Genomic DNA, 16925 nt, shown 5'->3' on the forward strand with positions numbered 1-16925 from the left:
GGTATGGCGAATGCCGGATCCGGTCAAGCCGTAGGCTGACCGCACCGGCCGAAGGGGAGAACGAATGGCTATCGAACGCAAGAACCTGCGTTCCCAGGTGCGCGAGGAACTGCTCACCCGCATGCGCGCCGGACAGGTCAGGCCCGGCGAGGGCATCAACGAGGTCCAGCTCGCCGCTGAGCTCGGCGTCAGCCGCACACCCCTGCGAGAGGCGCTGATCGCCCTGGAGTCCGAGGGGCAGATCAGCAGCGAGAACGGCAAGGGATTCCGTTTCGTGCCGCTCAGCGCGGGCGAGTTCGAGGACCTCGCGCCGGTGATGGCGACGCTGGAGAGCCTCGCTCTCGAGCTCAGCCCCGTCGAGGACCTGAAGAAGGTCGGAGTGCGTCTCGTCGAGCTCGCCGACGCGTTCACCGACGAGCACGTCGAGCACGCTCTCGTGATGACCAAGGACGACGAGTGGCACGCACTCATGCTGTCCGTGTGCCCGAACCGGCGCCTGCTCGATGTGATCGAGAGCGTGCGCGGATCCTTCCATCGCTATGAGGCCCTCCTCGTCGCGGACGACGTGAAGATCGACCGGGTCGCGGCCGAGCATGCCGCGATCGCGCATGCCCTGGCGGACGGCGACGTCCCTGCCGCCGTCGAAGCGCTCAAGGTCAACTGGACCCACGGCATGCAGCGGATCCTCGACAACTCCTCGAGCGCCTACTTCTCGGCCTGAGCCCCGCCCGGTCACGCGACCGTCTGCACGACCCAGGAACAGATGCACGACGGATCGGGTGATCCCATCGTGCATGCGTCCCCGAGTCGTGCAGACGGCACGGCCACCGCACGGACGGCACGCCCGCCGGCACGGCCGGACCGGCCCCAGGCACGCCCGGGCCGGCCTGGCCGGGTGCACTCAGCCCTTGACGGCTCCCCCGAGCAGGCCCGCCACGAACTGCTTCTGGAACACGAGGAACAGCACGAACAGCGGCAGCGTCGCCAGCAGGGATCCGAGCATCAGCCCCGAGTAGTCGACCCGGCTGAGCCCGATCATCGTGTTCAGCGCGACCGGAACCGTGTACCTGTCCTCGGAGTTGAGCATGAGCAGCGGCCAGATGAACGAGTTCCACTGGCTGATGAACGTGTAGATCACGAGCGCCGCGATCTGCGGACGGGCGACCGGCAGCACGATCCGGTAGAAGGTGCGCAGCTCGCTCGCTCCGTCGATCCTGGCCGCCTCGATGAGCGAGGTCGGGAAGTCCAGGAAGCCCTGCCGCATCAGGAAGATGCCGAACGCGTTCGCGAGGAACGGGACGATGAGCGCCTGGTAGCTGTCGATCCATCCCGCGCTGGCCATCATCTGGAACAGCGGCACGAGCAGCACCTGCATCGGGATCATCATGGTGACGAGGATCACGCCCAGGAGAACGCCCCGGCCGCGGAACCGGTAGGTCGCGAGACCGTAGCCGCACATGATGCTGATCAGCGAGCTGAACACCGTGTAGACCACGGCGACGAGCACGCTGTTGAGCATCACCTGTCCGAACCCGACGCTCTCCTGCAGCCGTCCGAGGTTCTGCCAGAACTCGCCACCCGGCAGGAGCGGCAGCGGAGTGACGAAGAGGTCGCTGGTCTTGTGCGTGGAGGCGATGACCATCCACAGGAACGGGATGAGCGCGAGCACGCTCGCCACGATCATGACCGCGTAGACCGGCGCCCGCAGCACGATCCGGCGCAGCAGCGGCTCACCGGCGCGGGTCGTGGGCTGACCGGCGCGCCGGCCGCGGCCGGTGGTGATCAGCTGGGTCGTCATGGCTTCTCCCTCATGATGCGGAACTGGATCACCGCGATGATCCCGGTGAGGATCACGAGCATCCAGGCGATCGCGCTCGCGTAGCCGAAGTCGAACTGCTGGAAGCCGATCTTGTACAGGTAGAGCACCGGGGTGAGCGTCGCGTTGTTCGGCCCGCCGCCGGTGAGGATGAAGTTCTCGTCGAAGAGCTGCAGCGCGCCGATCGTCGACGTGACGCTGGTGAAGATCAGCACGGGCCGCAGCTGGGGCACGACGATGTGCCGGAAGGTCTGCCAGCGTCCGGCGCCGTCGATGCGGGCCGCCTCGTACAGCTCGGGCGGGATCGACTGCAGGCCGGCGAGGATGATGACCATGTTGTAGCCGGTCCAGCGCCAGGTGATCGAGGCGATCACGGCCACTCTCGCCCACCACTCGTTGTTGAGCCAGTCGATGGGTCCGGCCCCGAACAGGGCGAGCACCTGGTTCAGCATGCCGCCGTCCGTGGTCATGATCACGCGGAACACGACGGAATAGGCGACGAGCGTCGTGATGGACGGCAGGAACGTGAGCAGACGGAACCCCGCCCGGAAACGCAGCCATGCCTGATTCAGCAGATAGGCGAGCCCGACGGCGAGCGCCATCATGATCGGCACCTGCACGACCAGGATCAGCAGCGCATTGCCCAGGCTCTTCAGCACCAGCGGATCCCGGAACATCCGCGCGTACTGGTCGAGTCCGACGAAGGTGCTCACCCCGCCCGAGGTGCGGAAGAAGCTCTGCAGCAGCGACACCACGAGCGGGTAGGCGAAGAACAGCGCCAGCAGCACGGCCGCTGGAAGGGCGAACCACAGTCCGGGGCGCTGCATGCGAGCGGCGAAGCGCCGGCCCTTCGGAGGGGAGTCGCGACGGTTCTCGTCGTGGCTCCCCTCCGCGGAAGGCCGCCGCACAGTGGCGACCGTCATGTCAGCCCGCGATCTTGCGACCGGTCGAGTTCGCGATCTGCGCGGCCGCGTCGTCGAGCGCCTTCTTCGGATCCTCGCCGTTCAGCACGGCGGCGCCGACGGCGTTGATGACCGCGTCGCTCGCGACCGACTGGTCGGACGTGAAGGCGACGGACGGGATCTTCGGCGTCAGCTCCGCGAACGTCTGGAACACCTTCTGCCCGCCGAAGTAGTCGCTCGGCTGCTCGAAGAAGTCGGCCTTCAGCGCCGGCAGATACGCCGGGAACAGGCCTTCCTTCTGCATCATGCTCGACTGGTTGTCGGTGTTCGCCAGCACGTAGGCCATGAAGTCGGCCGCGAGCTGCGGGTTCTTCGCCTGGGAAGGGATCGCGAGCCCGGATCCGCCGTTGTTCGAGGTCGGCGCGCTGCTGTCGTCGAAGACCGGAAGGTCGCGCACGGCGTACTTCCCGCTGAGCTCGGGGGCCTCGCCCTCGAGCGTGCCGATCCACCAGACCGCCTCGGGAGTGACGGCGGAGTCGCCGTCCTTCGCGCTCGTGACGCTCGCGTCCCAGCCCTTGGCGTTCTTGATGAGCCCCTTCTGCTGCATGGTCTGCAACAGGGTGAGCGCACGCACGGCGTCCGGCGAGTTCACCGTGATGTCGCCCTTGTCGTCGAAGTAGCCTGCGCCCTGCTGTTGCAGATACATCGAGAGGGATCCGCCCGAGGCGAGATCGGCGGTGAGCAGCGTGTGCCCGGTGGCGGCCTTGATCTTCTCACCTGCGGCGACGAGGTCGTCCCAGGTCTTGATCGAGGCGGGATCCACGCCCGCGGCCCGGAAGTAGTCGGTGCGGTAGTAGAGGCCGACGGTCCCGGAGTCCCACGGCGCCATGCGCAGCGCGCCGTCCTTGCCGGTGCCGGTCGACCACTTGAACGGGTCGAAGTCGGCCTTCTTGTCGCCGAGCACGGGTGAGAGGTCGACGAAGCCCTTGGGGAACTGCGTGAGGTAGCTCTGGTTGTGATCGGTCTCGAGCGTGATCAGGTCCGGAAGGCCGGTGCCGGCCTGCAGCCCGACCGAGATCTTGTCGTAGGCGTTGTCGTAGCCGATGTCGACGACCTTGATCGTGGTGCCCTTGTGCGCCTTCTCGTAGTCGGCGCCGAGCCGCTTGAGCGCGGTCGCGGCGACGTCCCACGACCAGATCGTGATCGTGCCCGTCGCCTGGGCATCCGGCTTGAGAGCCTCACCACCGCTCGGCGCCCCGCCTCCGAACGCGCACCCGGACAGGGCGATGGTCGCCACAGCGCCGATCGCCAGCGCGAGCATGCCGCGTCGCTTCATCATGACCTCCTCGTCAGAATTGGATACTGCATACAGTACACATGTGTTCACGTGAACACCAGACCCGTCGAGAACCCCGGAGCGGGGCACCCGGGCAGGGCCGTCCGGCGCGCACCCACCCTCTCGGAACACCGAAACGCCCTCTCCGCCGCGGCCGCTCGGCGCCCCGAAACCCCCACGAAACGCCGAGACCCCCTCTCCGCCGCGCAGGCAGGAGGGGGTCTCGACGCTCCGAGGGGGTCTCGACGCTCTGGAGCGGGTGCGCCCGCCTCAGCGGCTGAGGGTGACCGCGAGATCCAGGAACAGCGCGGCCGACCAGCCGAATGCCGTCGTCGCGCGCTCGGCCTTGAGACCCGTCCGCGGATTGAAGTACTCGTGCGGTCCGCCGCCGTGGATCACCAGGCGCACGGTCTGCTCGCGCAGCTCCCTGGCACGCTCCGGCCGGCCGGCGGCGTCCAGCCCCTCGGCGATGAGCGCGCTGGTGTTGATCCAGATCGGGCCGCGCCACATCCGTTCCGGGGAGAAGTCCGGATCCGACGCCGACACGGTCGGCAGCCCCCACTCCAGCGCGTACCGTTCCGGGTCGTCGATCGCTGCGAGCAGGGCAGCGCGGGCGTCCTGCGGCAGCCCTTCCACGCGCAGCGGCATGAGCCCCACCACGGTGTCGCTCGCGATGCGCTCCCCGTCGTGGTCCGACGCGGGCCCGCGCGCGATGAAGCGCCGTTCGACCGGATCCCACAGCTTCTCCATCAGGAGCGCGACCGTGCGGTCGGCGCGAGCGAGGTGCGGCGCGATGTCATGACCCGGCAGGTAGCGCGCCGCGAGGGCGGCGATCTCGCGATCCTGCTGCACGAGGTAGGCCGCGAGATCGGGCGCTGTGGTGGGGATCGGCCCGTCGAACACCGGGCTGTCGTCGAGGCCGGAGGAGTACGGGTGGCCGTACTCCGGCAGCCCGTCGCCGTCGAGGTCGGATCCGTTCTGTTCGGGCCCCGCGAACCACCAGTCCTGCGAACGGATCACCCGCTCCAGCTGGTCCGCGGCCCATTCCGGCGCATCCTCGACCTCGAGCACCTTCCGCAGCGCCCACGCGGCGAGCGGCGGTTTGGTCAGTGGCACGGGAGCGGTCGGATCCGCCACCTGCGAACCCGCACGCCGCAGCGTCGCCCGATCCGACTCGGGCAGGTCGTCGCTCGTGGCGAGCACGCCCTGCTCGTGCACGACGTCGGGCAGCTGCCCGTTGGTGCGCGGGAACCGGAACGCGAGCTCGAGCTGCTCCCTGGCGAGCTCCGGGTCGCCGTGGCGCAGCCCGACCGCGATGAAGTACGCGTCCCACTGCCAGAGCCCGACGTAGCCGATCTTCGACGGCACGATCGCCCGAGCCCCCTCGAGTGCCGGCAGCTCCACGATGTTGGCGCCGAGCACCCACCAGCAGAACGCCGCCATGTCCTGCAGATCCTCGCGCACCCGCGGGCAGCGGTCGAACCATTCCTCCCACAGCACCCGCAGAGCCGCCACGGCCTCACGATGCGCGCCATCGGCCTGCGTCGCGACCGCGACCGTCCGGTCGGCGGCGACGTCGATGCGCAGACCGGATCCGATCTCGTGCCGGGACTGGGTGGCGTCCGGCAGCGTGAGGAGCACCGACGCCGAGGGGTCGCCGCCGATGCTGAGCGCGCGCAGGCCGTCGAAGGCGAGGGTGACGCTCCCGAACGAGATCCGGTGCGGTTGCACGTCGACGACCGGGAGTACCCGGCCGGCCACGTCGTGCACGACGAGCCCGTCCAGCACGCGGCACTGGTCGAGCCGCCGTTCGTATTCGGAGGTGTGCACGCGCACGCCGTCGCCCTCGCGGAAGACCAGCAGGCGCGAACGGGGCATCGTGAACGGGGCGGTCACCAGATCGAGGTGCCCGCCCGCGGCGAGCGCGAGCTCCGCAGCGGACGGCGTGGACGACACGGACGGCGGGGACGACGCAGCTGAGGTGCGGGGATCCGTCACGTCAGCGCCCGCCGAGGCCGGACGCGGCCATGCTGTTCAGGATCCGGCGCTGTCCGATCACGAACACGATCAGCATCGGCACGGTCGAGATCGCCGAGGCGGCCATCACCAGACCGTAGTTCACCGAGCCGAACTGCCCCTGGAACGACTGCAGCAGCAGCGGGACCGTGAACAGATCGGGCGTGTTGAGCAGCACCAGCGGGAACAGGAAGGAGTTCCACACGTCGAGGGCGACGATGATGCTGAGCGCGGCGAGCCCCGGCTTGAGGTTCGGCAGGATCACCTGGAAGAAGGTGCGGATCCGTCCCGCGCCGTCCACGAGCGCCGCCTCCTCGAGCTCCCGCGGCAGCGAGAGCACGAACTGGCGCATCAGGAACACGGCGAAAGGGTTGGCGATCATGCCCGGGATGATGAGCGCGAGGTGCGAGTCCACCCAGCCCAGCTGCGACATCAGCAGGTAGAACGGGATGAGCGTGACCTGCTTGGGGATCATCTGCGTGGCGAGGAAGACGATGAACAGCACCTTGGACCCGCGGAAGCGGATGCGCGCGAACGCGTAGCCAGCCATCGACGCGGTGATGAGCGTGCCGATGACGACCAGCACCGCGATGTAGGCACTGTTCAGGTACGCCTGCGCGAACGGCACCGCGTTCCACGCCTGGACGTAGTTGTCGACCGTCCACGGGCTCGGCAGCAGCGACAGCGGGTTCTTGAGCAGCTGCGGCAGCGTCTTGAACGAGGTCAGCAGCATCCACACGAACGGGAAGACCATGCCGAGCCCGGCGACGATCAGCACCACGTGCAGGACGGTGGCGGACAGCTGGCGACGGCCCTTGCCCGCGGGGCGCGGACGGATCCGCCTGCCGGGCGCGACGAGCGCGATCGTGGAATCGGTGGCGGGCGCACGGTCGCCGGTGGCGAGGCGCGGGGTGTCGACGCTCATGCGGGGTCATCCTCGTAATGGACGAACTTCTTCTGCGCGGCGAACTGGATCCCCGTGATCACGAGGGTCAGCAGCAGCAGGATGATGCTCGCGGCCGATGAGAGTCCGAAGTCGAACTTCTTCATGCCGAGGTCGTAGATGTGGTAGACGATCGTGCGGGTGGCGTTGTCGGGTCCGGCGTTGTGCACGAGCACGTACACCGTGTCGAAGGTCTGCAGCGACGAGATGAAGGCGATCACCGAGGAGAAGAAGACGATCGGAGACAGCAGCGGCAGCCGGATCGCGGTGAACAGCCGCCAGGCACCGGCTCCGTCGATCCGCGCGGCCTCGATCACCGACGGCGAGATGTTCTGCAGCCCGGCGAGGAAGATGATCACGTTGAGACCCAGCGACGACCAGATCGTCACGATGCACACGGCGATCAGGGCGAGTCGCGGATCCTGCAGCCAGTCCGGCGGCGCGACGCCGAAGATCTTGGAGATGGCCGACGACAGGATGCCGTCCGCGCGGAACATCTGCTGCCACATCATCGCGACCGCCACCGTCGAGGTGACCACCGGCGCGAAGAAGAGCACCAGGTACAGCGTGCGGGTCTTCAGCTTCTCGAGCGCGACCGCGATGGTCACGGCCAGTGCGAGGCCGATCGGCACCGTGATGATCGCGATGAGCAGCGTGTTCAGGATCGCGCGGCCGAAGAGCGGATCCGCCAGTTCGGTGCCGAAGTTCTCGAAGCCGACCCAGCTGAGGTCGGTCAGGCCGTCCCAGTGCGCGAACGCGAGCACGAGGCTCGCGAGGAACGGCACGAGCACGAACAGGCCCATGCCGATCAGCTGCGGCCCGACGAAGGCGTAGCCCCAGCGCCGGTCGCGGCGCCGCCAGGCGGCCTCGCGCCGCCACCCGGGCGCCGTCGACGACGCCCGGGTGCTCACCGACGGTGCGCTCATGCTCACTTGCCGTCCTGGACCAGCTTGCCGACCGCGTCGAGCGTGGCCTGCGCGTCCTGCTTGCCCTGGTAGAGGGCGAGGAACTGATCGCCGATGCCACCGCGGATGCCCGGAAGGCGCGCCTCGGTCGGGTAGTTGACGAAGCCGATGTCGCGCATGTCGAGGAAGCTCTGCGCGTGCGCCGGGTAGCCGTCCAGCACCACCTTGTCGGCGCCCTTGATGGACGGCACCGCGTTGCCGCCGCCCTGCAGGCGGAGGGTCTGCCCCTCGGCCGAGAGGAACTCGGTCCAGAAGGTGAACGCCGCGTCCTTGACCTTGGTCCCCTTGTTGATCGCGAGGAACGAGGTGGCGACGCCCGTGGGCGCGGCCTTGCCGTCGGGCGTCGGCCACGGTGCGATGTCGTACGAGTCCTTCACACCGGCGGCCTCGACGGTGCCGATCGTGTAACGCCCCTGCACGAAGAACCCGGCCTTGTGCGAGACGAAGACGCTGTCGGCGCCCGCCCCATCGGGAAGGGTGTCGGCGACGAGGAACGTCTTGTCCTGGAACAGGGATCCGAACTGATCGAGCGCCTTGACGGCGTCGGCGTCCTTGTTCGCGACGAACTTCCCGCTCTTGTCGTAGGGGGCGGAGACGCCCTGAGAGCTCAGCCAGCTCCACTGCGTGGCCCAGTAGTTCCAGAACATCGTGCCGGTGAGCCCGGCGTCGTGGAGCTTCTTGTTCATGTCCACGAACGCGCTCGTGGTCCATTTGCCCTCGGCGGCGAGGGTCGCAGGGTCGTCGGTGACACCTGCGGCCTTCAGCGCCTCCTTGTCGTACCAGAACACGTCGGGGTTCGAGTCGTTCGGTGCGGCGTAGATCTCGCCGTCCTTCTCCGCCGCACCGAACAGGCCCGGCGAGAAATCGTCGACCTTGCTCTGGCTCTTGGGGCCGTTCATCAGGCTCTTGAGCGGCATCAGTCGATTCGATCCGACGAACTGGCCGATCATGTCGTCGCCGACGTAGAAGACGTCGGGCGCCGTGTTGCTGGTGAGCTGCGCGAGGAGCTTGGAGTGATAATCGTCGTAACCGGCGACGGGCTGCAGCTTGACGGTGATGTCGGGGTGGCGCTTCATGAACTCCTTGTCGAAGTCCTGATAGCGCTTGAGCTCGTCGGCGCTGCCCCACGTGGACCAGACCACGGTGGTCTTCCCGCCGGCGGCACCGCCGGACGCGCCACCGCTGCACGCGGCGAGACCGAGCATCAGGGCGCCGGCGGACACTGCCGCGAGCGTGCGCAGGAGTCGAGGGTTCGAGCGGGGCATGGCGCCACCTCTTTCGTCGTTGAAGGGCAGATCAGAGGGTCGGGACGCACTCAGTATTATGTATACAGATGACATTTGTCAACGCCTGCCCGGCCAGGTCGGTCTGCGTCGGGCCCGGTCGGGCCACGCACTGTCGAGTGGTCCGATCCGGAGTCGCGCCGCGGGGCCTACGCTCGAGGGGTGAGCCTGCTCGTCACCGTCCCCACCGCCGAACTCGCCGCCGACATCGCCGCCCAGGGCCCGCTGCCCGAGGGCGTGGCGGTGCAGGTCTGGGACATGACCACGCCCCCGCCCGCACCTCGGATCGACATCGTCGTGCCGTCCTACCTCGGCCGGCAGCGCTTCTCCGCGCTGGACGGCGTCGACGTGGGCCTCGTGCAGGGGCAGATGATCGGCTACGAAGCCGTGATCGACCGGGTGCCTGCGGGCGTGCCGTTCGCCAACGCCGCCAGCGTGCACGAGCCGGCGACCGCCGAGCTCGCGCTCGCCCTGACCCTCGCGGCGCAGCGCGAACTGCCGAGGTTCGTGCGCGCGCAGGATGCCGGAGTGTGGGACAGGGCGTTCACCTCGAGCCTCGCGGACCGGCGCGTGCTGCTGGTCGGCATCGGCGGAGTGGGCAAGGCCGTCGCCCGGCGCCTCGCCGGCTTCGAGACCACGATCACCGCCGTCGCGCAGACCGCCCGCACCGAGGTGATCGACGGCGTCGGCGAGATCACCGTGCACGCCCTCGCCGACCTGCCCGCGCTGCTCCCCGGCGCCGAGATCGTCATCCTGTCGCTGCCGGGCGGATCCGCCACCCATCGGCTGTTCGACGCCGGCATGCTCGCGCACATGGCCGACGGAGCACTGCTCGTCAACGTGGGCCGCGGCACGCTCGTCGACACGGAGGCACTGGTCGCCGAGAACGGCCGGATCCGCGCCGCGCTGGACGTCATGGATCCGGAGCCGCTGCCCGAAGGCCACCTGCTCTGGACCACCCCCGGAGTGCTGTTCACCCCGCACGTCGGCGGCGCCTCGACCGCCATGAGCCCGCGCATCGCCGCGCTGGTGCGCACCCAGATCGACCGCATGCTCGCGGGCGAGGAGCCGGTGAACCTCATCGCCCGCTGAATTCCGAGCGAAGACGGATCCGCTTCCGCTCGAACCGATTCGATCCGCGCGTTTCCGGGATTCACCGGGTCCCGGTACCCTGATCGCATGGCCGAGATCGAGCAGCAGTCCGCCCCCGGATCCGAGTGGTGGCGCACCGCCGTCATCTACCAGATCTACCCGCGCTCCTTCGCCGACGCCGACGGCGACGGCATCGGCGACCTGCCCGGCATCACCTCCCGGCTGGACGCACTGCAGGAGCTCGGCGTCGACGCGATCTGGCTGAGCCCGTTCATGCCCAGCCCGCAGAAGGACGCCGGCTACGACGTCTCGGACTACCGGGGCGTCGATGCGCTGTTCGGCACGCTCGACGACTTCGACGCGATGCTGGCCGCCGCGCACGCCCGCAGCATCCGCGTGATCGTCGACCTGGTGCCGAACCACTCCTCCGACCAGCACCGCTGGTTCCAGGAGGCGCTGACCGCGGCCCCGGGCAGCCCCGAGCGAGCGCGCTACATCTTCCGCGACGGCAAGGGCGAGCACGGCGAGCTGCCGCCGAACAACTGGCAGAGCGTTTTCGGCGGCGGCATGTGGACCCGGGTCACCGAACCCGACGGCACGCCCGGCCAGTGGTACCTGCACATCTTCGATGAGAGCCAGCCCGACTTCGACTGGACGAACGAGGAGGTGCGCGAGGAGTTCCGCGGCGTGCTGCGCTTCTGGCTCGACCGCGGCGTCGACGGCTTCCGGGTGGATGTCGCGCACGGCATGATCAAGAAGGCGGGGCTGCCCGACTACACGCCCGGCGACGGGGCCGACTCGATGGGCGGCGATCAGGAGGACGTGCCGTACTGGGGCCAGCCCGGCGTGCACGAGATCTACCGCGACTGGCACGAGGTGCTCGCCGGTTACGACGGCGACCGCGCCCTGTGCGCAGAGGCGTGGCTGCCCACGCTCGATCAGATCGCGCTGTGGGTGCGCCCCGACGAGATGAACCAGGCGTTCAACTTCAACTACCTGATGACGCCGTGGGACGCCGCCGAGCTACGCGCCGTGATCCGCGACTCCCTCGACGCGTTCGGCGCGGTCGGCGCGCCGAGCACCTGGGTGCTGTCCAACCACGACGTCGTACGTCACGCCTCGCGGCTCGCGCTCACCTGGGACAACCCTCAGGGCGAGGGCATCGGCCCGCGGGACGAGCCGAAGCCCGACCGTGCCCTCGGCCTGGCGCGCGCCCGCGCCGCGACCACGGTGATGCTGTCGCTGCCCGGATCCGCCTACCTGTACCAGGGCGAAGAGCTGGGCCTGCCCGAGGCGATGGAGATCCCCGACGAGTTCCGGCAGGATCCGACCTGGTTCCGCACGGACGGCGAGCGCTACGGCCGCGACGGCTGCCGCGTGCCGCTGCCGTGGAGCGGCACGACCCCGTCGTACGGCTTCAACGACACCGGCGCCTCATGGCTGCCGCAGCCCGCCGAGTGGGCGGAGTATGCGCGCGCCGCCGAGGAGGGCGCGGGCGGGTCCACTCTGGAGCTGTACAAGACGCTGCTCCAGCTGCGCAAGGAGCGCGGGCTCGGATCCGGCTCCCTCGTCTGGGAGGAGCTCGGATCCGACGCGGTCGCGTTCCGGCGCGGCGACCTGCACGTCGCGGCGAACCTCGGCGAGACGCCCCTGCCGCTCCCGCCGGGTGCCGCGGTCGTGGTGCACAGTGCCCCGGAAGCGGGGACGGTATTGCCGCCGAACTCCGCCGCCTGGTACACGATCGGCTGAGGCGCCGACGATCGTCGGGTCGTCGAACACGACTTTCCCCCGGGGTCGTTGAGCGAGGACGCCGAAGGCGACCGAGACGAAACGCAGCGGTCTCGCGAGAGCGCCGCGTTTCGTCTCGCTCCTCGCTACGCTCGGTGCTCGCTCAACGACCCCGGGAAGCGACCCCTCAGGCGGGCTCGACCGCGCCGATCGGCGGCTCAGCGGGCCCGACCGGACCGGAGCCGAGGGGGCCGACTTCGACATGCGCTCGGGCGCGGCGCCGGTGCCCCACCGCCGTGGCGACCTGCACCCCGAGCGTCACCGCGAGCACGACGCCCGACAGCAGCAGGAGCTGATCCGGCAGGGCACCCTCGGCGAGCGCGAGTCCGCCGAGGGCGCTGCCCAGCGCGCTGCCCAGCATCATGGCGCTGTTGTTGAGCGCGAGCACGAGCGCGGCCACTGCGGGCGGCACCATCGTGGCCAGCCGCGTCTGGGCGGCCACGCCCGATCCGCCGTTGAAGAACGCGCAGACCAGGAACCAGGCGAGCCCGGCGACCGCGCCTGCAGCGCCGGGGAGCATGAGCCCCGCCCAGCCGAGCAGAGCGGCGGCGAGCACCGTGGCGACGATGACCGTGAGCACGGCGACGGGTCCGCGGCGGTCGGTCACGCGACCCGACACGATGTTGCCGGTCAGGCTCACGATGCCGTAGCCGAACAGCGCGCCGATGATGGGGTACCCCTCACCGATCCGCGGGCCCAGGATGAGCGTGGCGTAGGTGAAGCAGAGATAGCTCGCGCACATGAGACCCATCGGCACCAGCAGCACCGCCAGGATCGCCGGGCGCGTGAGCGGGCTGAGGGCCTCGCGCAGCGACAGCGGCGGCAGGTGCAGCGGACGCACCTTCGCCAGGATCCCCACGAGTGCGGCGGCGCCGACGCCGACGACGAGGAACAGCGGGATCCGCCAATCGCTCTGCCCGATCACGAGCCCGACGGGCACGCCGAGAGCGGTCGCGAACAGGAATCCGCCCATCACGAGCGAGAGCGCGCGACCACGGTACTGCTCGGGGGTGCGCGCGATGACGTAGGAGCCGATCACGGCGTTCAGCAGAGCGCCGCCGAGGGCCGAGACCACCCGGCCGCTCATCGCCCAGAAGTAGGTGGGCGCGAGCCCGACCATCAGGTTGCCGAGCACGAACACGCTGAGGGACAGCACGATCGTGGACTTGCGCTCCCACCGTCCCGTGAGCGCACCGAGCACGGGACCGGCGATCGCGCCGGTCGCCGCGAACACGCTCATGAGCTGCCCGGCCGCCGCCGCGTCCACGTCGAGGTCGGTCGCGATCTGGGGCAGCAGCCCCGCCAGCACGTAGCCGTCGATCCCCATCGAGAAGGTCGCGACAGCGAGCCAGATCAGCGCTCCGGGCTGGAAGCGGGTGTCGTCAGCAGTCGTTCGCACCAGGTCATCCAACCAGAGCGGATCCGGTCCCCGCTCCCCTTTTGCAAGGATTCCGGACGAATCGTCGGATCCGCCTCAGCCCACCACCTCGAACGCGGCCGACAGCAGGGTCTCCTCACGCGAGGACGGGCCGACCAAGAGCTCGAACGCGCCGGGCTCGACGCGGCGGATCCCCTCCGCATCGACGATCGTGCAGTCGCCGACCGGCAGCTCCAGCCGCACCCGAGCGGACTCCCCCGGCGCGAGCTGCACTTGGCGGTACGCCTTGAGCTCCTTGTCGGTCCAGCTCGCACTCGTCACGACGTCGCGCACGTACACCTGCACGGTCTCACGGACCGGGCGGGATCCGGTGTTGGCCACCGTCACCTCCGCGATGATCGTGTCGTCCGCGCCGAGCGCAGAGGACACCAGCCCGAGCGCGGAGTACTCCACGGTCGTGTACGAGAGCCCGTCCCCGAACGTCCACGCCGGCGCCTGGGTCAGGTCGGCATACCGCGTGCCGTGCTGCCCGCGGATCTGGTTGTAGTAGGTCGGCTGCTGACCGACATGGCGTGCGAACGAGATCGGCAGGCGCCCGGATGGCTCGATCGCTCCGGTGATGAGCTCGGCGATCGCACGCCCTCCGCGCATGCCGGGGTTCGCGGCCCAGATCACCGCGGCGGCCTTCGCCGTCGAGGCGGGCAGCACGAGCGGCTTGGAGGCAAGGAGCACCACCACCACGGGCGCGCCCGTCGCGATCAGCGCGTCCAGCAGGGCGTTCTGGCCGCCGATGAGCTCCAGGGTCGCGGTGGAGCGCCCCTCGCCGACGAGCTCGATCCGATCCCCGACCACCGCGACCACGACGTCTGCGGCCTCCGCGGCCCGCACCGCTTCGGCGAGGAGTCGCGGATCGGATGCGGCCGGCACCACGACCGGCGGCCGGGGCTGCCCGTCCGGGAAGGTCGCACCGAGCGGGTCGTCCTCGAGTGTGAGGATGTCCGCCCCGTGCGCGTGGCGCACCGCAAGTCCGTCGACGGCGCGGAGTCCGTCGAGCACGGTGGTGATCATCTCGCGGGGTTGCCCGTCGAGCCAGCCCGCCTGGCCGGATCCGCCGGCCCAGTCGCCGAGCTGCGTCTGCGCGTCGTCGGCGAGCGGGCCCACCACGGCGACGCGGATCGGATCCGCCGACGTCAGCGACGCGGCCCCGCCCAGCGGCAGCACCCCGTCGTTCTCCAGGAGCACGAGGGAGCGCCGCGCCACCTCGAGGTTGAGGTCGGAATGAGCTCCGCTGCCCACCACGGCGTCCAGCCCGGGCGAAGGCAGACGCGGGTCTTCGAAGAGGCCGAGGTCGAACTTCAGCGTGAGGATCCGCGCGACGGCGGCGTCGAACGCCTCGGGCTCGAGCATGCCCTGCTGCACGGCCTCGAGCGCGCCCTCGTAGAAGTGCGGTGTCGTCATGACCATGTCATTGCCCGCGGTGACCGCGGCGGCCGCCGCGTGCGCGTAGTCGGGCTGCACACGCTGTTCCCAGACCATGCGGCCCACGTTGTCCCAGTCCGTGATGAGGGTGCCCGTGTATCCCCACTCGCCGCGCAGCACATCCGACAGGAGCCAGTCGTTGACCGTGATCGGCACCCCGTCCGTGGTCTGATACCCGAGCATGAACGTCCGGCAGCCCTCCCGGGCGACCCGCTCGAACGGCGGCAGGAACCAGGACCGCAGCTTGCGGCGGGAGATGTCCGCCTCGGACGCGTCCCGCCCGCCCTGCGTCTCCGAGTACCCCGCGAAATGCTTCGCTGTCGCCAGCACCGCCGTCGGATCCCCCAACCCGTCCCCCTGGTACCCGCGCACCATCGCGGACGCGAGCTCCCCGATCAGGAACGGATCCTCCCCGAACGTCTCACTGATCCGCCCCCACCGCAGATCCCGGGCGATGCACAGCACGGGCGAGAACGTCCAATGGATCCCGGTCGCCGCGACCTCCTCGGCCGTGGCGCGGGCCACCCGCTCGATCAGGGCCGGATCCCAGGTAGCGGCCATCCCCAACTGGGTCGGGTAGATCGTCGCCCCCGGCCAGAACGAATGCCCGTGGATGCAGTCCTCGCCCACCAGCAGCGGGATCCGCAGCCGCGTCTCGGCGGTCAACCGATTCGCCTCGAGGACCCGCTCGGGCGACGTGTGCAGGATCGAGCCGACATGACGCCGCAGCACGTGGTCGCGCAGGTCGTCGCGCGCGTCGAGCTGCAGCATCTGACCGACCTTCTCCTCCACGGTCATGCGGCCCAGGAGGTCGGCGACCCGCTCGGCCGTGCCGAGGCTCGGGTCGCGGAAGGGCAGGAGGTCGCTCATACGGGGGTTCTCTCTTGATCGGATCCGGTCGTCGCCGGGGAGGGGACGGTCCGCACGGCGGTCACTGCGGCGTTCGCGTCGATGCCGCGCTTCTTCAGGGCGCGGGCCCGCTCACCGGCGGAGCGCAGGCGCGGGTTGACGTACTCGTCGATGCCGAAGTTGATGAGGGCAAGTGCGACGCCGAGCAGCGCGATGCACAGACCCGCCGGCACGTACCACCACCAGTAATCGGGGAACGCGCTGTTCTGCTGCGCCCAGAACAGGATGGTGCCCCAGTTCAGGTTCGACACCGGGATCACCCCGATGAACGCGAGGGTCGTGAGCCCCAGCACCGCGGCGGTCATCGTTCCGACGAAGCTCGAGGCGATGATCGCCATCAGGTTCGGCAGCATCTCGACCAGGATGATCCGGTGCAGCGGCTCGCCGTTGGCGCGCGCGGCCTGGATGAAGTCCCGGTTGCGCAGCGACATGGTCTGCGCGCGCAGGACCCGCGCTCCCCACGCCCATCCGGTGAGTCCCAGCACGGCCGCGATGACGGCCAGCGGCGGATCCTCGAACTGCGAGGCGATGATGATCATCAGGGGCAGGCCGGGCAGCACGAGGAACACGTTCGACAGCGCCGACAGCGACTCGCTCTTCCACCCGCGCAGGTAGCCCGCGGTCACCCCGACGACGATCGCGACGACGGTGGCCATGATCGTGGCGAGGAAGCCGACCACGAGCACGCCGCGGGTTCCGTACACGAGCTGGCTGAACACGTCCTCGCCGATGTGCGTCGTCCCGAGCGGATGCTGCCAGGACGGGGGCTGCAGCGTCGCATCGAGGTGCTGCACGCTCGGTCCGTACGGGGCGATCCACGGTGCGAAGACCGCCACGAGGATGAAGACGCCGAGGATGATCAGCCCGGCAGCCGACTTGCGGTTGCCGAACATCGCGAGCGAGGCCCCCAGCTGGGTCCAGAACGTCTTGCGAGGCGCGGGGGCGCGCTCCGCGGTGAGAAGGACGGCGGTGGCGGGGACGCCGGCACCGGTCGGGTCGTCTGCGGGAATCGTCATGA

The 16925-nt window shown here is 69.6% G+C and carries 13 protein-coding genes; 3 read left to right on the forward strand and 10 right to left on the reverse strand.

The window, feature by feature from the left end; all coding sequences use genetic code 11:
- Positions 1–64: 64 nt before the first annotated feature.
- Positions 65–721, forward strand: coding sequence for a GntR family transcriptional regulator (locus ACFWCK_RS05320; protein WP_233311567.1), 657 nt, complete (start codon positions 65–67; stop codon positions 719–721).
- A 180-nt stretch (positions 722–901) separates the two neighbouring features.
- Here ACFWCK_RS05320 and ACFWCK_RS05325 read toward each other — a convergent pair whose 3' ends face one another.
- From ACFWCK_RS05325 to ACFWCK_RS05355, 7 genes are all read right to left on the reverse strand, one after another.
- Positions 902–1798: a carbohydrate ABC transporter permease gene (locus ACFWCK_RS05325; RefSeq protein WP_378804890.1), complete on the reverse strand. Its 897-nt coding sequence runs from the start codon at positions 1796–1798 to the stop codon at positions 902–904.
- The gene (locus ACFWCK_RS05330; protein ID WP_378804891.1) at positions 1795–2739 is read right to left on the reverse strand and encodes a carbohydrate ABC transporter permease; all 945 of its coding nucleotides are present in this window, start codon (positions 2737–2739) and stop codon (positions 1795–1797) included. The genes ACFWCK_RS05325 and ACFWCK_RS05330 overlap by 4 nt, the downstream gene beginning before the upstream one ends.
- Before the next feature lies 1 nt (position 2740).
- Positions 2741–4057: an ABC transporter substrate-binding protein gene (locus ACFWCK_RS05335; protein ID WP_233311570.1), complete on the reverse strand. Its 1317-nt coding sequence runs from the start codon at positions 4055–4057 to the stop codon at positions 2741–2743.
- Between the two features lie 267 nt (positions 4058–4324).
- Positions 4325–6052 (reverse strand): amylo-alpha-1,6-glucosidase, encoded by a 1728-nt coding sequence (locus ACFWCK_RS05340; protein ID WP_378804892.1) that lies wholly within the window; start codon positions 6050–6052, stop codon positions 4325–4327.
- Position 6053: 1 nt separating this feature from the next.
- Positions 6054–6995 (reverse strand): carbohydrate ABC transporter permease, encoded by a 942-nt coding sequence (locus ACFWCK_RS05345; protein WP_378804893.1) that lies wholly within the window; start codon positions 6993–6995, stop codon positions 6054–6056.
- On the reverse strand, positions 6992–7939 hold the full coding sequence (locus tag ACFWCK_RS05350; protein ID WP_378804894.1) for a carbohydrate ABC transporter permease: 948 nt from the start codon (positions 7937–7939) through the stop codon (positions 6992–6994). Before ACFWCK_RS05350 ends, ACFWCK_RS05345 begins: the two co-directional genes overlap by 4 nt.
- 2 nt (positions 7940–7941) lie before the next feature.
- Positions 7942–9243 carry an ABC transporter substrate-binding protein gene (locus ACFWCK_RS05355; RefSeq protein ID WP_378804895.1) on the reverse strand — a complete coding sequence of 434 codons (1302 nt, stop codon included), beginning with the start codon at positions 9241–9243 and terminating at the stop codon, positions 7942–7944.
- Between the two features lie 180 nt (positions 9244–9423).
- Here ACFWCK_RS05355 and ACFWCK_RS05360 point away from each other — a divergent pair, with 180 nt between their 5' ends.
- Entirely contained in the window at positions 9424–10353 is a 930-nt protein-coding gene (locus ACFWCK_RS05360) for an NAD(P)-dependent oxidoreductase (RefSeq protein WP_378804896.1), read from the forward strand.
- Positions 10354–10440: 87 nt separating this feature from the next.
- The gene (locus ACFWCK_RS05365) at positions 10441–12102 is read left to right on the forward strand and encodes a glycoside hydrolase family 13 protein (RefSeq protein ID WP_378804897.1); all 1662 of its coding nucleotides are present in this window, start codon (positions 10441–10443) and stop codon (positions 12100–12102) included.
- 166 nt (positions 12103–12268) lie between these two features.
- Here ACFWCK_RS05365 and ACFWCK_RS05370 read toward each other — a convergent pair whose 3' ends face one another.
- The 3 genes from ACFWCK_RS05370 to ACFWCK_RS05380 all read right to left on the reverse strand — a co-directional run bounded on the left by ACFWCK_RS05370 (position 12269) and on the right by ACFWCK_RS05380 (position 16923).
- On the reverse strand, positions 12269–13540 hold the full coding sequence (locus ACFWCK_RS05370; RefSeq protein WP_378804898.1) for an MFS transporter: 1272 nt from the start codon (positions 13538–13540) through the stop codon (positions 12269–12271).
- 75 nt (positions 13541–13615) lie between these two features.
- Positions 13616–15868, reverse strand: coding sequence for a glycoside hydrolase family 3 N-terminal domain-containing protein (locus ACFWCK_RS05375; protein ID WP_378804899.1), 2253 nt, complete (start codon positions 15866–15868; stop codon positions 13616–13618).
- The gene (locus ACFWCK_RS05380) at positions 15865–16923 is read right to left on the reverse strand and encodes an ABC transporter permease (RefSeq protein WP_378804900.1); all 1059 of its coding nucleotides are present in this window, start codon (positions 16921–16923) and stop codon (positions 15865–15867) included. The genes ACFWCK_RS05375 and ACFWCK_RS05380 overlap by 4 nt, the downstream gene beginning before the upstream one ends.
- Between the last annotated feature and the right edge of the window lie 2 nt (positions 16924–16925).

This window comes from Microbacterium sp. NPDC060117 (assembly GCF_042729315.1).
Lineage (GTDB): Bacteria > Actinomycetota > Actinomycetes > Actinomycetales > Microbacteriaceae > Microbacterium.

Coding starts and splice junctions, on each gene's coding strand:
- ACFWCK_RS05320 (WP_233311567.1), top strand. CDS start 65: ATGGCTATCGAACGCAAGAACCTGCGTTCCCAGGTGCGCGAGGAACTG.
- ACFWCK_RS05325 (WP_378804890.1), bottom strand. CDS start 1,798: ATGACGACCCAGCTGATCACCACCGGCCGCGGCCGGCGCGCCGGTCAG.
- ACFWCK_RS05330 (WP_378804891.1), bottom strand. CDS start 2,739: ATGACGGTCGCCACTGTGCGGCGGCCTTCCGCGGAGGGGAGCCACGAC.
- ACFWCK_RS05335 (WP_233311570.1), bottom strand. CDS start 4,057: ATGATGAAGCGACGCGGCATGCTCGCGCTGGCGATCGGCGCTGTGGCG.
- ACFWCK_RS05345 (WP_378804893.1), bottom strand. CDS start 6,995: ATGAGCGTCGACACCCCGCGCCTCGCCACCGGCGACCGTGCGCCCGCC.
- ACFWCK_RS05350 (WP_378804894.1), bottom strand. CDS start 7,939: ATGAGCGCACCGTCGGTGAGCACCCGGGCGTCGTCGACGGCGCCCGGG.
- ACFWCK_RS05355 (WP_378804895.1), bottom strand. CDS start 9,243: ATGCCCCGCTCGAACCCTCGACTCCTGCGCACGCTCGCGGCAGTGTCC.
- ACFWCK_RS05365 (WP_378804897.1), top strand. CDS start 10,441: ATGGCCGAGATCGAGCAGCAGTCCGCCCCCGGATCCGAGTGGTGGCGC.
- ACFWCK_RS05375 (WP_378804899.1), bottom strand. CDS start 15,868: ATGAGCGACCTCCTGCCCTTCCGCGACCCGAGCCTCGGCACGGCCGAG.
- ACFWCK_RS05380 (WP_378804900.1), bottom strand. CDS start 16,923: ATGACGATTCCCGCAGACGACCCGACCGGTGCCGGCGTCCCCGCCACC.